Here is a 14,651-nt window from a genome sequence, read left to right as displayed (position 1 = left end):
CGGACGTCACCCGGGGGGAAAGCGGAACGATGGCCTCACGCAAGGAACAGCTCAACGCCTACACCTTCGCGCGCAAACGCGTGGTGGCGGCCTTTCTCCAGCCCAGCCCCGCCGGGTCCGACGAGGGAGCCCCGCGCCCGCTGCGCACCCTGGTGCCGGGCATCGTCGTCGGTGCCGTACTGCTCGCGGGTTTCGGCGCCTGGGGACTGATAAGCCCCTCTGTGCCGCACGGCTGGGACGAACCGGGCAAGCATGTGATCGTGGCCGACGAGTCCACCACGCGCTACGTCGTACTGAACGACGTCGACACCCACAAGCCCGTGCTGCACCCGGTGCTGAACATGGCGTCGGCGCGACTGCTGCTCGACCCCGGGGCCTACGACGTCATCAAGGTCAAGGAGTCCGTGCTCGACCACAGCGGGCTCAAGCACGGCGCCACCATAGGAATTCCCTACGCCCCCGACCGACTGCCCGGCGCCGCCGACGCGGGCAAGGCGAAGGTCTGGGCGGTCTGCGACCGGCCGGGCGGCGGCACCAGCCACGCCCCGCAGCAGGCGGTGTTCGTACTCGGCGGCGACGAAGCGGCCGCCATGAGCGGCCGGTCCAAGCTCGGCGGCGGCCAGGTCCTCTACGTGCAGGACCAGGACGGCATCCAATACCTCGTCGCCAGCGACGGCACCAAGTTCGAACTGGGCGGCCCCGACCCGAAGAGCCGGAAGGCGGACGACATGAGCGTGCTGCTGCGCACGCTCTTCGGCGAGAACCCGCAACCGCAGACCGTCTCCGACACCTGGCTCGCCTCGCTGCACACCGGGACCCCCATCTGGTTCCCGACCATCACCAACCGCGGCGACGCCGAGAAGGTCGACGGCGTGCCCGGCGGCAACTCCACGGTCGGCACGGTGCTGCGGGCCCCGTCGGGAGCCGGCTACCAGTACTACGTCGTCACCAAGGACGGCGTCGCACCGATCACCCGGTTCGCGTCACTGCTGCTTCTCCAGGCCAACACCCAGACCGCCCCTGTGCAGACGAGCATTCCGCACAGCCCGCTGAGCCCCTTCCTGCCGACGGACTGGCCGGCGGGCGACCCCAGCCAGGTCAACACGCCGGACGGCGATTCACCCCGGAATATCTCGTGCAGTGTGCTGACCGGCGACACCACCGCGACGGACGGACCGAAGCTCAGCCTGTGGGCGGGCAAGGACTACCCCGAGCAGATCGTCGAGGGCGCCAGCAGCGCCTACGTCACGCCCGGCAGCGGCCTGCTCTACCAGGAGGTCAGCGGCACCGACACCAGCGGCGGCACCCTCTTCCTGGTCACCGACACCGGCCTGCGCTACGCGGTCTCCCGCAACAACGACAGCGCCGCGGCCAACAAGGCGTCCGACGCGAAGCAGGAGATCAACCAGGCCGCGGTGCGGCTCGGCTACCAGGACGTCAAGCCCATGTCGATCCCGTCCGTCTGGTCCGAACTTCTCCCGAAGGGCCCCTCGTTGGACACCGCGAGCGCGGCACAACCGCAGGGATCCTGATCGCGCCGCGCAACGGTATACGGGTAAACTCAACGCAGGTGGTGTCTGTGGCCACCGGTGTCACGGGGGAGGGCGACGCTCGAATGGAAGCACCAGCAGACGGCGGCGGTGCAAGTCTGAACGTTGCGCTGGAGGACCTGCGCAGCTTCAAGACCCGCGTGGACGGGCTGCTCGACGAGCTGGACGGCTCGGACTTCGCACCGAAGGAGATCGGCCAGGGACGGGTCAAGTCCGCCCAGATCGGCCACGGTTTCGGCGAGGCCGACGATCTGATGAAGGCGTACAACTACGTCCACGGCCAGCTGGAACAGCTGTCGGTGACGCTGTCCAGCCAGATCGAGGCGATGAGCCTCTCGCTCCACATCGGGCACTCGACCTTCAAGAACGTCGACCTCGGCACCCAGCGCAAACTCCTCGACCTCAACGACCAGATCGTCCAGGCGTACAACCCGGCACTGGACCCGAACGCGCCGAAGGCCAACATCGCAGGCCGCCCCGCTGACAACGCCGGGGACAATGGCGGCGGCGGTTCACAGGCCGGCAGCGGGGGCGTCGGATGACCAGCCGCACGAACGACGCAACAGAAAACGGGGGCAGGACATGACCGACCAGTCAGGGAGCACCCCCGGCGGGTGGTTCGGCAACGTGGTGAAGTCGGTCGAGCACGCGCTCGACTTCTCCCGCACGGACTTCGAGTCGTTCTCCCACGAGGCGATGCTGAGCATGGTCCAGAACGCCGACCCCGAGGCACTCGCCGGCTTCGGCGACCGCCTCACCACGGCCGTCACCAAGATCAACCAGATCGGCACGGACCTCAACGACCACATCGCCTACGTCGACTGGGAAGGCGCCTCGGGCGCCGCCTTCAAGGACTGGGGCAAGAACGTCGCCAAGTCCACGCTGGCGCTGGGCGACTACGCCGACTCCACCGGCAAGGCCCTCACGGCCGCGGCGGACACGCTGCGCACGGTCAAGCGCGACATCCCGAAGGTCCCGGCCGGCGCCAAGGCCACCTACGACGCCCTGCACGCCGACCCCGCGGCCCGCCACGACCCCGACGGCCAGAAGGAAATCTCGCAGGCCCACACGCAACTGGAGACGGCCCGCATCCAGGCGGCGGACCAGATGCACAAGCTGGCGCAGTCGTACTCGTTCTCGGCGGCGATCATCAACAATGCGCAGCCGCCGACGTATCCGCCGATGCCGGCCACGTTCGTGCCGCCGCCGGGTGTGCGGGCAGATGACCCTTCGAGGTATAGCTCCACGACTGGAGCGTCGGAACCTTACGCATCAAGTAGCAGTAGTAGCTCGTCGCATTCGGTCAAGCCCGCGGAGCACAGCGGGCTGCAGAAGGTGTCGGTCAGCAGTGACGCGACGCACCTGTCGACGACTGGTGCGCCGGTCGCACATGCGCCGGATAACGGCGCGCCGCCGGTGACGCACATCCAGTCGACCGGACCGCTGGCTCCGGTCGCGCCGACGCAGCCGACTCCGGTGGCTCCGAACACCGGTGGTGGGGGCGGTCCCAACCTCAGTGGGCCGAACCTGAGTAATTCGTTCCAGCCGATCCCTAATCAGAACCAGCAGTTCGGCCGCCCCGGCCCCACGCTGCCGAACCAGTCGCGCAACGTCGAGCCGATCAACACCGCCGGCGGTCCGCGTGGTACCGGTCCCCTCAACCCGCGGAACATGCCGAGGACGCCGCCTGCTGAGGAGATCGGCGCCGCTCCGCCTATGCGGCGCAGCACGACCAACGGCATCTTCGGCGGCCGTCCGTCGACCGAGCCGGAGATGCTCGGCGGTCGTCCTCAGGGCCAGGTGCCTCGGGGCAGCGTCATCGGGGGCCGGGGTGCCGCCGCGCGGATGCCTGGCGGCGGGATGGCAGAAGGCGGCAGCCCCGGCATGGGCGGCCGTAGCGCTATGAACCGCAGCAGCGCAGGCCGGTTGGCGAGCGAGCCCGGCGGGGTCGTGGGCCGGACTCCGGCCGGCGAGTTCGCGCCCGGGTCGAGCCGTTCCTCCGACCGTGACCGGCGTCGCAGTAACCGCCGTCCCGATCACCTCATCGAAGAGGACGACTGGATCCCGACCCGTGACGACGTCGCACCGCCGGTTATTGACTGACCCAACGGCGATCCGACTGAGCCGTACCGCGAGGAGAAGAGCGATGAAACGCCGGGCACGTACCTGGGTACAACGTGCCCTGGCTGTCGTCGCCACCAGTGGCGCCCTGATGCTGAGCATCGGGGCGCTGCCCGCGCAGGGGCAGACTGTGCGCCAACTGCAGTGGCACGTTGACGCGATGAGGCTGCCGGAAGCCTGGAAGATCAGCAAAGGCGCAGGCATCACCGTCGCGGTGATTGACACGGGCGTGGATCGAAGCATCCCGGACCTGAAGGGCCAGGTACTCGACGGGAAGAGCTTCACCTACCCAGTCGATTCGCCGTATGACGACAAGATTGGTCACGGTACTGGCATGTCCAGCCTCATTGCTGGAACGGGAGCTTCGGAAGGCGGCACAGGGGCGATCGGTGTGGCCCCGGAAGCGAAGATCCTTCCAATCAGGATCCTGAACGACCCTCGTGACACAAACGAAGCGGCCAGCGCAGTGTCCTTTACGGTCGAGCTGGACAAGGCAGTGCGATATGCGGCTGACAGCCAGGCGCGGGTCATCAATATCTCCCAGGGCGTGCCAGCTACGTCGCTGCAGCCAAACGACATTGCAGCCCTTCAGAGTGCCCTGGACTACGCGCGGAGTAAGGGCAAGCTTATCTTCGCCTCCACAGGTAACTCAGGTGAGAAGGGCAGCCCGGTGGAATATCCGGCAGCCAGCCGCGGTGTCGCTGGCATCGGGGCTCTTGACCGCAACGGAAACGCTCTTCCCTTGTCCACCAAGGGCCCCCAAGTAGACCTCTCCGCTGTCGGCGACAACATCTCAAAGGCTTGCCCGAGCGGGATTCGGGCTAACTGCGTCAACACAAGCAGCGGCACCAGCGACGCCTCCGCCCTCACCTCCGGCTCCGCCGCCCTCGTCTGGTCCGCCCACCCCTCCTGGACCGCCAACCAGGTCCTGCGGGTGCTGCTCAACACCGCGTCGAAGCCCACCGATGGGGCCGAGCGGAATGACTCGATCGGGTATGGCGCCGTGCGGCCGCGGGTCGCTCTGCAGACGCCGGGGGATCCCGGGCCCGCCGATGTCTACCCGTTGGCGGAGCACGAGGGCTGGCAGCAAGGCGGGGACGGGGAGCCGTCCGCCACGCCGACGTCCGGCGCCGCCGGGACGGCTGCTCCGGCGCCCTCGGCTTCGTCGTCCGACAAGGCGGTCGCCGAGGGGTCGGACTCCGGTGGCGGCGGCAGTAGTTCGACGCCGTGGATCGCCGCGGGTGCGGCCGTCGTCGTGTTGGCGGCCGGCGGGACGGCGCTCGCGATGCGCGGCCGGCGCCGGCGTGCCGCGGCGGCTGCTTCGGCCGCCGCCGTATACGCGCCGCGGCCACCGCTGCCGCCGCATCATCCGCAACAGCCGCCGTACGGTGGTTACCGGCCGCCTCCGCCGCCGCCCTACTAAGGCTGGTGGGGCAGGTGAGGGCACAACTGAGACCACGGGGTGTCCTGTTGGGATCGGTAGGTGTTGTGGCTAGAGTGAGCGGGTAACGTATTCGCTCGCGACGACGTACACGCGATTGCATGGGGGAGGGGCAGAAACCATGACTGCCGGAATGAAAGTCACCGCGGCCTCGCTGGCCAAGCTGGAAACCGACATCTACGACATGGTCGGCTCGATGGACCGTCAGGTGAAGGCGCTTCAGACGGTGATCGACAACCTCGAAGGTCACTGGCGGGGTATCGGTGCCAACGCCTTCAACTCGCAGCAGAGCCTGATCAACGAGGACCACCGTGTGCTGGCGATCCTGCTGAACAAGATCAAGGAAGCCGTGCACGACACGAACCTCACCTCGGGCTCGACCGACGAGGACGTCCTCCAGGACATGAAGAGCATCGACATCAACGGCAGCGCCGCGGGCAGCGGTATCGCCGGTCTCTGACCCGGTCTCCGACCGGGTCCTTGACCTGGTCGTCGATTGTCACCTGGTCTCGACCATTACGTCACGAGCCGTATCACCTACTTCCATGGGGGGTAATCATGTCCGATCCCGGTGAACTCAAGGTCACATATTCCTCGCTCGACGAGGCAGCGGGCGCGATCAAGCATCAGGCCGGTCAGCTCGAGACCGACCTCGACAACCTGCTGACCCGCGTCCGCGCGGTCGCCGCGTACTGGGAGGGCGACGCGCAGACCGCCTTCCACGCGGTCGCGAACGAGTGGGCGAACCGTACGCACCACATGCACGAGGTGCTGGAGTCGATCGCCAGCAAGGTGCAGATCGCGAGCGGTCACTACAACGCGGCCGACAAGAAGGCCGCGTCGTACTTCGGCTGACACAGAGGCTGAACGACCAGCCTTCGAGGCCGAATTGACCGGCCACCGAGGCTGAACTGACCGGCCGTGCGGCCGACCCGGACCGGCCGGCCGTCATGGCGGCCGACCGGCGGGTCGGTGTCGGGCCGGTTCATCGGGGTGTACGGGCCGAGGAGAGGCGTCGTGAGGGTTGCAGGGTCGCCGCGTCGGCGTGCGGTGTCCGTGGCTGCCGCCGGCGTCGCGGCGCTGGCGCTGCTGCCTGGGGTCGTGCTGGGCGCGGCCTCGCCCGCGCTCGCTTCTCCGGCGACGGCCGCTCCCGTCCAGCCGGACTCGCCGCATGCCGCCCAGCCGCTCGACGGCGACGGCCAGTGCACATTCCCGGCACCGCCCGTGAAGCAGACCCCCTGGTCATTGCAGCGCGTGCTGGTGAACCAGCTGTGGCAGGGCACCCACCAGGGCAAGGGCGTCGTCGTCGCGGTGATCGACTCCGGGGTGGACGTCAAGAACCCCCAGCTGGCCTCGGCGGTCGATGTGGCGCACAGCGTCGACCTGATAGACGCCAAGGGCAACGGCACCACCGACCCGGTCGGGCACGGTACGGAGGTGGCCGGCATCATCGCCGCCCGTCCGGCGGCTTCCACCGGCTTCAAGGGGCTCGCGCCCCAGGCGACGATCGTCTCGATCCGGCAGGCGAGCGAGGACGGCACCGGCACGGTGCCCCATCTGGTGACCGCGCTGCAGAAGGCCGTCGCCGCCCATGCCAAGGTCATCAACATCTCGCAGGACACGTCGACCAGCACACCCGAGCTGGCGAGCGCGATTGCCGCGGCCGTGCGTTCGGGCGCGGTGGTCATCGCCTCCGCGGGCAACGACGGGGGCGACGGCAAGGCGCGTACGACCTATCCCGGCGCCTACCCGGGTGTTCTGGCCGTCGGCGCGTCGGACCGTAACAACGAGCGCGCCTCCTTCTCCCAGGCGGGGGATTTCGTCGGGGTGGCGGCGCCCGGTGTGGACATGCTGTCCACCGTGCCCGGCGGCGGCCAGTGCGTGGACAACGGCACCAGTTTCGCCGCGCCTTACGTCGCCGGCGTCGCGACGCTGATCCGTGACAAGCACCCGGACTGGACGGCGGCGCAGGTGATCGCGCAGATCGAGCAGACCGCGCAGCGCACCTCGCTCGGCCACAACTCGCTGGTCGGCTGGGGTGTCGTGGACCCGGTCCGCGCGCTCACCGACGACGAGAAGCCGATCGAGTCGCCGACGCCCGACCCCGGAATGCTCAAGGGCCAGGACCGGGTCGTGCCCGCCGCGCTGACCTTCGGCGATCCCGCGAGGCAGCGGGAGAAGCGCACCGCGGCGTATGTGGTGAGCGGTATGGCGGTGGCGCTGCTGCTGGTCACCGGTACGACGGTGGCGCTGCGTGACCGCAGGCGCCGCTCCTGACCCGCCGGGTCCGCCCGAAGGCGATGAACCCTGTGAGCCGGGAACGACGCCCGCAGACGCCCGCGTGCGGCCTTCAGCGGTACTGAACCAGGTGCAGCGACCGTACGCCGTCGGTCTCCAGCTCCACCGGGGCGTCCCTCGCCGTGTCGATGAGGACCAGGCCGTTCTCGGTCTGCGCGGCAACGCACAGCAGCCCGACCGACTCGCGGCCGCGCCGGTCGTTCCTGCGCACCCACACCACGGACCGCGACCCGACCGGCATCTCCGTCAGGCCGGCCACCAGGGTCTGCCAATCGGTGTAGTCGGTCACGGAAAGGACCGCGCCGAGCGGGCTCATCGTCGGTGCGAACCAGGCCGCGGGGCCCGGCTCCGGCGGCAGCGGGAAGCCGTCGGTGCCGGGCTGTGCGCCCTGGTCCCAGCGGTCGAACCAGTCCCACGGGTCGGAATTGGGCAGCCCGAACGGCGCGGAGCCGTCCTTCGGCACCACCAGTGCCGCGTCCAGCATGGCGTGCTGCGGATTGCCGTCGGCAAGGAAGGCGCGGGTATTGCAGGCGAACAGCCAGCCGCGGGCTGTCTCGTCGGCGGGGGAGGGCTCGACAAGGACGACCTGGTCGCCGTGCACGTACTCAAGCCACGCCTCGGCCGCGCGCACCGCTGCCGCCAGGTCGGTCACGCCCCTTGCGGCCCGCGCGGCGGAAGGCGGCGCCTCCCGCGCCTCCCGCACGTCGCGCGCCTCCCGCGTGCCCTGCGCGTCCCGCGTGGATCCCGGCGGGATCCGGGCCAGCACGATCTCCCGTACGTTCTCGGTCTCCAGCCTGGCGAGCCGCCGGGCCTGCGGGTCGAGCAGCGCGACCTGGCCGTCCTTGTTGTGGGCGTAGAGCAGGTGGCCGGTCGCCTCGGCGCCGTGCAGTTCCCGGCGGATCCACACCACGCCGGCGGTGCCCGGGCCCAGTTCGCCGACTGCCGAGATCACCGTCTCCCAGTCCGGGCACGGCCCGACCTCGGCCGTCGGGAAATACCGCAGGAGGAAGTCGTCCCACCAGGTGGGGCTCTCGTGCGCGGACTGCCAGGGCAGGGCCGTCGCGGGCGCGCCGCCGACGGTCGCGTGGGCCGCGAGCACCGCGCCCCTGGCGTTCGTCCTGCGGGCCTGCTCGGCGGGGTCCCTGGGCCGCGGGTCCCTCTCGAAGTCGGCCAGGTCGCCCCACGGATCGTCGGTGGCCGGGTGGAAGGGCGGCATGCCGTTCTTGGGCACGCACAGCAGCGACGTCAGCAGCGGCGCGGGCGCGGCCTGCCGGTGCGCGCCGGCCGCCGCCGGCTCCAGCGCGGTGCTGAACACCCAGGCCTGCGGCGTCTCGGCAATCGGGGCGCGCTGCAACCGCACCGGCACGTCGTAGGCGGACCGCAGCCACTCGTGGGCGAGTCCGTACGGGTCGGTCATGTCCTCACGCCCCGGCGGACGGGGGCTCGTGGATCCACTGGGTGCCGAAGACCCGCGGGTCGGTCAGCCGGCTGAGCTGCTCGGGCCAGACGCCGTCCTCGAACCACGCCACGGCATTCTGCGTGCTCAGCGCGCTCGGGGTGAAGTCGATCAGCGAGCCGTCCTTGAACACGACGATCTCCCGCACCATGGGTGCCTGGGTCATGTCACCGGTGTCGATGTGCTCCTGGGAGTCGAAGCCGACGGTCCAGGCCAAGCGGTATTCGGTGGTGCTTCCCGGCTCCACCACGATCGTCGGCGGGCCGTCGCCGAACCTGTCCCGAAGGAACGCCCAGGCGGCGGCGAGCGCCTCCTCCTCGGTCATCACGGGTGCACCTTTCTTCGTCGTACGGCGTTGCGCGCCGTCCTGCGGCCGACCCCGCGCGGCGGCTGCCGAACGTGTCGGTCACGTCAGAGCCTCGTCAGGTCACGTCGGCCGTGTCAGTTGCTCGGGTGTTCAGGCTACTTGTACGGCATGTACTGGATCTTCACGCCCTTTTCCAACTGGGCCAGCCGGCCGGTCTGGCCGTCGAGGAAGACGACGCCGTTGCTGTCGTGCACGACGTTGAAGACGTGCGCGGAATTGCCGCGGCCGACGTAGACGACGCCTCGGGAGCCCTCACCGCGCGCGTTCATGTCGTTGATGATGTCGTCGTAGCTTCCGACGTCCTCGAACTTGGCGCCGGGATTGCCGAGGCGTGCCGGGCTGGGCCACTGCGGGTTCTGCAGCGGGGTGGCCTTGGAGGGGATGCCGTCGAGGCGCTCGTTGACCGCCTCGACGTTCTTCGAGCAGTTCTGCGTGTAGCCCGGCTGGCCGGTCTCGTTGACGTCTTTGAGCCAGGGGTATTCGTCGTGCAGGAACTGCGCCTCCTCGGCTGGGGTCATCGAACCCTGGTGGAAGGCCTCGCCCTTGACGTCGGAGGTGGACCTGGCGAGGCCCTTCCACTTGGAGCCGCTCTCCGCGGCGTCCTTTGCCGCCTGCTCGGCCGCGTCCTTGCCGGCGCTTTCGGCGCCCGCTTTGGCGCCGGCGCTGCCGCCGTCGGTGGCCAGTGCCAGCAGCACGTTGCCGACCAGGCGGCCGCCGGCCTCGTCGCCGTCGGAGCCCCATCCGCTGCCGAGCAGGATGCCGGGCAGCCGCTCGGGGTGCGCGGTCATGTCGACCAGGCCCGCGGCGGTGGAGTTGAGGTGGGTCAGGTACTGCGCGGGGTGGGTGAGGTTGTACGGGTCGTACGGGTTCAGGCCGCGGACGAACTTCAGCATGTCGGTGCCCGAGCGGATCAGGCCGCCGGCGAAGTGCTCGGCCTGTATCGGCGCCGACTTCAGGAAGTCGCCGCCGTCGCCCTTCATCCGGTCGGTGAAGTCCGGCTTCTGCGGCGCGAGCGCGGTGGCGGTACGCACTTTGGCCTCGGCCTCGCCCGCCACGGTGTCGCGCTGCTTGCGGGCCGAGCTGAGTATCTCCTGGGCGTGGCTCTTGTCGCCGGCGCCCGGGTCGACGAAGGCGTCGGGAGCCACCGGCGGCTTGCCCGGGTCGCTGTCGCCGTCGACCAGGTCCTTGTAGCTGGCGAGGTCAGTGTTGTACTGGTCGACCTTCGCGTTGTACGCCGCCGCGGCCTTCTTCCGTGCCTCGGTGCCCTGCTTCCAGAGCCGGACGGCCTCCTTGGCCTGGCCCTGGGCCCAGTCGACGGTGAAGGCGTAGTGCTCCAGCGCGTTCGACGCGTCCTGGCAGGCGGTCGCTGCCTTGGCCCACTTGGCGGGCTGCGAGGCGAATTTCGCCCGGAAGGCCTCGGCGCCGTCGCCCTCCCAGCTGCCGGGGTCGAGGTGGGTCAGACCGGTGTGGCCGGTGTCGAAGGCGCTGTGGAAGCGGCTCAGGTGACCGGAGACCTCGCGGATCTTGTTCGAGTCGCCGTGCACCAGTTCCTTGGGGTCCTCGGTCTGGCCGAGCTGCTGCTCGTCGACGTGCGCGCCGAGGTGGTCGGCTATGGAGTCGCCCTGGTCGTCGACCCAGTCGGCCGCGTCGTGCAGGCCGACATGGTCCAGGTTGTCACCGACGAAGTGGGCGCCGTCGTCGATCAGTTCGCCGGCCTTCTGCTTGGCCTTGCCGAGCAGTTTCTCGCCACCGTCGCCGATCTTGTCGATCAGACTACCGAGACCCATCAGCCCACCCCCGCGGTGCTGTTCTGCGGAACCGGTTCGGCGGCCGGTCCGCTGGTTGCTGTGTTGCCGATCCGGGTCATCCTCTCAGGTCCCGGCCGGGGGTCGCATCTCCGGGACCGGAACGTCCAGGCCAGGCGGGGCGACAGAGCCCGGCGGAACGGACCTTTGCGGCCTTCCGGTTGGGCCGCCGCGGCCCCCTCCGCAGGTCCGCGGCGCGGTGCCGGACCGTCGCCGTCCCGTCAGGGGCGCGGCTGCCGATACGTCTGGCGGTAGTGGTCGGCTGTTCCCTCGTCGCCTCGGTACGGCACGACGGTGGCTGATTCTGTCGCCTTGTCGACGACGATCGCGGCCGTGCCGGGCTGCGAAATGGGCGGCGGTTGTCCGGGAAGCTGCGGCGGGGGCGGCGGGAGGACGGGCATCACGATGTAGCCGAGGTCGAATTCGGTGGCGCTTGTCGGGGCCGGCTCGCCGTTCGGCAGTTGCCAGCAGTAGCTGCGGGCGGCGATACGCCGGGCGTCGTCTGCGTTCATCGGCTACTCCGGGGCCGCGGTCACGGCCGGTTCGCGGGTGACAGGGCGCCGGTCGGCGTCCAATACGTAGTGGAAGACATGGCGCACCGCCCAGTGGATCGGGTTGGTGCTCACGAGGCCGGACTGCGGGTCGAACCAGAAGACCTCGCCGCGGTGGTTCAGCGCGGTGAAGACATGAGAGGTGCGCACACCGGCGGCGGTCGGCCACCATTCGACGTGGACGAAGGCGCTCGACCCGTGCCCGGAGCCGCGCAGGTCGTCGGCCACCCGCTGGTAGGCGGCGGGCCCGGGACCGGTGTAGCCGATGGAGGTGCCGCCCCAGGCGTTGCCGTTCTCCACGCCGAACCGCTCGGCGCTCACCATGTCGAGCTTTCCGTTCGCCGCCCTGCCGAGCGTACGAGCCGCGGCGACCTGCGGATTGCCGTACCAGGTCTCCAGCGCGGCACGGACGTTGTCGGCGCAGTTGTTGGCGCGTCCCGCCACCCTGGTGCCGCCGTCGTTCTGCAGCCTCGTCCACACACCGCGCGGGTCCGGATAGCGCTGGAAACTGCCGTCGGGGTGGCGCGGCACCGCCCTCTCCAGCATCCGCTGGTGCGCCCGGTTGACCGGCTGCAGCCCGTCGGGCCCGTCACGCAGGGCGCCGCGGATGTCGTCGAGAGCGGCACCGCGCGCCGGTACGGCGTTCCGCCGGCCCACCGCATTGCGGCCGGCCGTACCGCCCCCGTCCGTTGCCACGGCCAGCAGGACATTGCCGAGCAGCCGCCCGCCCGCCTCGTCACTGTCGCGGCCCCAGCCGGCACCGAGGACCAGCGCGGGCAACCGCTCGGGATGTGCCGTCAGATCGAGCAGCCCGGCGGCCGTGGCATTGAGCCGCGTCACATAGGCGGCGGGATGGGTCAGGTTGTACGCGTCGTACGGGTTCAGGCCGCGGGTGAAGCGCACCATGTCGGAGCCCGAGCGGATCAGCCCCCCGGCGAAGTGCTCCAGGCGGACCGGCGCGTCGTCCACCAGATCGGTCGCGTCGGCCCTGAAGCGGCCGGCGAAGTCCGGCAGCCCGGGGGCGAGACCGGTCGCGGACCTCACGGCCGCCTCGGCGCCGCGGGCCACCGTGTCGCGCTGCTCCCGCGCCGCGGCCAGCAGGTCGCCGGCAGCGCCGCGGTCCTCCGCGCCCGGGTCGGTGAAGGGGCCAGGCCTGGCCGGGAGGTCGTCGCCGCCGGCCGCGAGCGCGGACTCGTAGCGGTCGACCCGCGCGTTGTATGCCGCCGCGGCCTCCTTGCGCGCCCGTACCCCCTTCGTCCACAGCCGGACGGCCTCCGCGGCCTGGCGCTGCGCCCAGTCGACGGTGAAGGCGTAGCGCTCCAGCGCGTTCGCCGCCTCCAGGCAGGCGGTCGCCGCCCGGTCCCAGGCCGCGGGCTGCGGTGTGAAGGCCGCGCGGAAGGCGTCGCCGCCCGCGCCGTTCCAGCTGCCGGGGTCGAGCCGGGACAGGCCCGCACGCCCGGTGTCGAAGGCCGTGTGCAGCCGGCGCAGATGGCCGGCGGCGCCACGGAGGCGGCCGGAGTCGCCGTGCAGCAGGTCCTTCGGGTCGTCGCTCCCGCCCAGTTGCTGCTCGGCGATCCGCACCCCGAGCCGGTCGGCGACCAGGTCGCCGGTGTCCCCGGTCCAGTCGGCCACGCGGTGCAGCCCCGCGGCGTCGAAACCCGCGGCCAGCGAGTGGGCGTCGTCGTCGATCATGCTGCCGACCTCGTGCTTCGCGGAGCGCAGCAGCCGGTCGCCGCCGTCTCCGAGCGCGTCGACCAGCGACCGGACGCCCATCAGCCGCCGCTGCCGGTGCCACCGCCCTGTGCCTGCTGCTGCGCGCGCTCCTCGGGGGTCGGACCGTAGACCTGGTCGAGACCCTGGTCGTAGTCGTCCTTGTGCCCGCTGAGGGTCGCCGCGGTCTCCAGCGGTATCGACCGGCTCATGTCGTGGGCGGTGTCCTTCCAGGTCTGCCCCATGTCGGACGCCGCCTGCCGGGCGGACTTCGCGCTGAAGTCGGGGTGCAGGAAGTCGTTGACCGGGTTGTCGGACCCGATCTGGCCCCACGACATGTTCTCCTCCTGCTCCTCCGTCAGGTTCGGGTTGCCGATGTCGGAGGCCACGACGACCTTGAGGGTCTTCATCGCGTACTGGTCCATCTCGTAGTACGTGCCCGCCGCCAGGCCGAGCCGCTGCGCGATCTGGTCGGCGTCCTGGACGATCGTCCGCACACCCCACTCCCAGCGGTCGCAGAAGCCGTCGAAGGCCGACGTGAGCCCGGAGTGCCCGGTCTGCATGCCGGTCAGCTTGAGGTTGGAGAAGCCGCGGCCGACGTCGGCCGCCGCCTCCTGGCCCATCGACTGCAGTTCGTGGATGACGCCGTTGAGCCCGGCCGCCGTCTGTGCGAGCGCCGTCTCGGTGACGTTGTAACCGCCGCCGCCCCCGCCGCCTCCGGTCATCGTTCCTCCCCGTTCACCGCCGCGGTGTCCACCGCGGCCCTGTCAGGTACCACACCCGCCACCGGCGGGAAGATCATCGGCCGTGCGCCCGCCACGTCCAGCGCCACACCGGCCGGTTCGCCGACCGCGGGCACCACCTCGTCGAGCAGCCGCCAGCCGTAGACCGTCACGAAGTCCACGTCCGACGAGCCGTCGGCGCCGCGCGCGACCGCGAAACGCGCCAGCTCGGTGTCGTCGGAGAAGGCGTACACCCAGTGCACACCGCCCAGAGTCGTCGCCCACAGGTCGCCGCCCTCCAGCGTCGGCACCATGACCAGGCCGGCGCGGAAGGCGTCGAGCAGGGCGTCGGGGTCGCCGTTCCCGGCGTGCAGGTCGGCCAGTTCGGAGACCAGCGCGGCGTGCGCGCCCTCCTGGGCGCTCGGCAGCATCCCGAAGGCCGCATCCACCGGCACGGGCGGGCTGTCGCCCGCGCCGTCCACCAGGTCCGTCAGCCGCGACCAGGCCGCCTTCGCGGCGCTGCCGCCGCCGGCGTCGGCGCCGTTCGCGCCCGGCGCCCCGTCACCGCCGGAACCGAACAGCCGGTCCCAGTCCGACTTCATGATCGTGCCCCCATCGCCGATGCGGCCG

General features: G+C 70.6%; 14 protein-coding genes. 7 read left to right on the top strand and 7 right to left on the bottom strand.

Features of this window, described 5'->3' with window-relative positions; all coding sequences use genetic code 11:
- Positions 1–29 precede the first annotated feature (29 nt).
- From eccB to mycP (OG900_11090), 7 genes are all read left to right on the top strand, one after another.
- Positions 30–1,532 carry a type VII secretion protein EccB gene (gene eccB / locus OG900_11120; GenBank protein WUH90592.1) on the top strand — a complete coding sequence of 501 codons (1,503 nt, stop codon included), beginning with the start codon at positions 30–32 and terminating at the stop codon, positions 1,530–1,532.
- Between the two features lie 83 nt (positions 1,533–1,615).
- The gene (locus OG900_11115) at positions 1,616–2,092 is read left to right on the top strand and encodes a hypothetical protein (protein WUH90591.1); all 477 of its coding nucleotides are present in this window, start codon (positions 1,616–1,618) and stop codon (positions 2,090–2,092) included.
- 85 nt (positions 2,093–2,177) lie between these two features.
- Positions 2,178–3,653, top strand: coding sequence for a hypothetical protein (locus tag OG900_11110; GenBank protein ID WUH90590.1), 1,476 nt, complete (start codon positions 2,178–2,180; stop codon positions 3,651–3,653).
- A 43-nt stretch (positions 3,654–3,696) separates the two neighbouring features.
- Positions 3,697–5,094: a type VII secretion-associated serine protease mycosin gene (gene mycP / locus OG900_11105; GenBank protein WUH90589.1), complete on the top strand. Its 1,398-nt coding sequence runs from the start codon at positions 3,697–3,699 to the stop codon at positions 5,092–5,094.
- Between the two features lie 139 nt (positions 5,095–5,233).
- A complete protein-coding gene (locus OG900_11100; protein WUH90588.1) occupies positions 5,234–5,572 on the top strand; it encodes a WXG100 family type VII secretion target in 339 nt (112 codons plus the stop codon).
- A 98-nt stretch (positions 5,573–5,670) separates the two neighbouring features.
- The gene (locus OG900_11095) at positions 5,671–5,967 is read left to right on the top strand and encodes a WXG100 family type VII secretion target (protein ID WUH90587.1); all 297 of its coding nucleotides are present in this window, start codon (positions 5,671–5,673) and stop codon (positions 5,965–5,967) included.
- A gap of 162 nt (positions 5,968–6,129) precedes the next feature.
- Positions 6,130–7,389, top strand: coding sequence for a type VII secretion-associated serine protease mycosin (gene mycP, locus OG900_11090; GenBank protein ID WUH90586.1), 1,260 nt, complete (start codon positions 6,130–6,132; stop codon positions 7,387–7,389).
- 73 nt (positions 7,390–7,462) lie between these two features.
- On the opposite strand, the gene OG900_11085 is transcribed toward mycP (OG900_11090), so the two are convergent.
- From OG900_11085 to OG900_11055, 7 genes are all read right to left on the bottom strand, one after another.
- Positions 7,463–8,827: a YrhB domain-containing protein gene (locus OG900_11085; protein ID WUH90585.1), complete on the bottom strand. Its 1,365-nt coding sequence runs from the start codon at positions 8,825–8,827 to the stop codon at positions 7,463–7,465.
- Between the two features lie 4 nt (positions 8,828–8,831).
- Entirely contained in the window at positions 8,832–9,191 is a 360-nt protein-coding gene (locus OG900_11080) for a YrhB domain-containing protein (GenBank protein ID WUH90584.1), read from the bottom strand.
- Between the two features lie 137 nt (positions 9,192–9,328).
- Entirely contained in the window at positions 9,329–11,020 is a 1,692-nt protein-coding gene (locus tag OG900_11075) for a toxin glutamine deamidase domain-containing protein (protein ID WUH90583.1), read from the bottom strand.
- A gap of 239 nt (positions 11,021–11,259) precedes the next feature.
- Positions 11,260–11,550 carry a hypothetical protein gene (locus tag OG900_11070; protein ID WUH90582.1) on the bottom strand — a complete coding sequence of 97 codons (291 nt, stop codon included), beginning with the start codon at positions 11,548–11,550 and terminating at the stop codon, positions 11,260–11,262.
- Positions 11,551–11,553: 3 nt separating this feature from the next.
- Positions 11,554–13,362 (bottom strand): toxin glutamine deamidase domain-containing protein, encoded by a 1,809-nt coding sequence (locus tag OG900_11065; GenBank protein ID WUH90581.1) that lies wholly within the window; start codon positions 13,360–13,362, stop codon positions 11,554–11,556.
- Entirely contained in the window at positions 13,362–14,024 is a 663-nt protein-coding gene (locus tag OG900_11060; protein WUH90580.1) for a hypothetical protein, read from the bottom strand. Before OG900_11060 ends, OG900_11065 begins: the two co-directional genes overlap by 1 nt.
- Complete coding sequence (locus OG900_11055) at positions 14,021–14,623, bottom strand: hypothetical protein (GenBank protein WUH90579.1); 603 nt, start codon at positions 14,621–14,623, stop codon at positions 14,021–14,023. Before OG900_11055 ends, OG900_11060 begins: the two co-directional genes overlap by 4 nt.
- Between the last annotated feature and the right edge of the window lie 28 nt (positions 14,624–14,651).

This window comes from Streptomyces sp. NBC_00433, from assembly GCA_036015235.1.
GTDB lineage: Bacteria > Actinomycetota > Actinomycetes > Streptomycetales > Streptomycetaceae > Actinacidiphila.
Note: the sequence above shows the minus strand (reverse complement) of the source record. Positions and strands in the feature narration are given on the sequence as shown.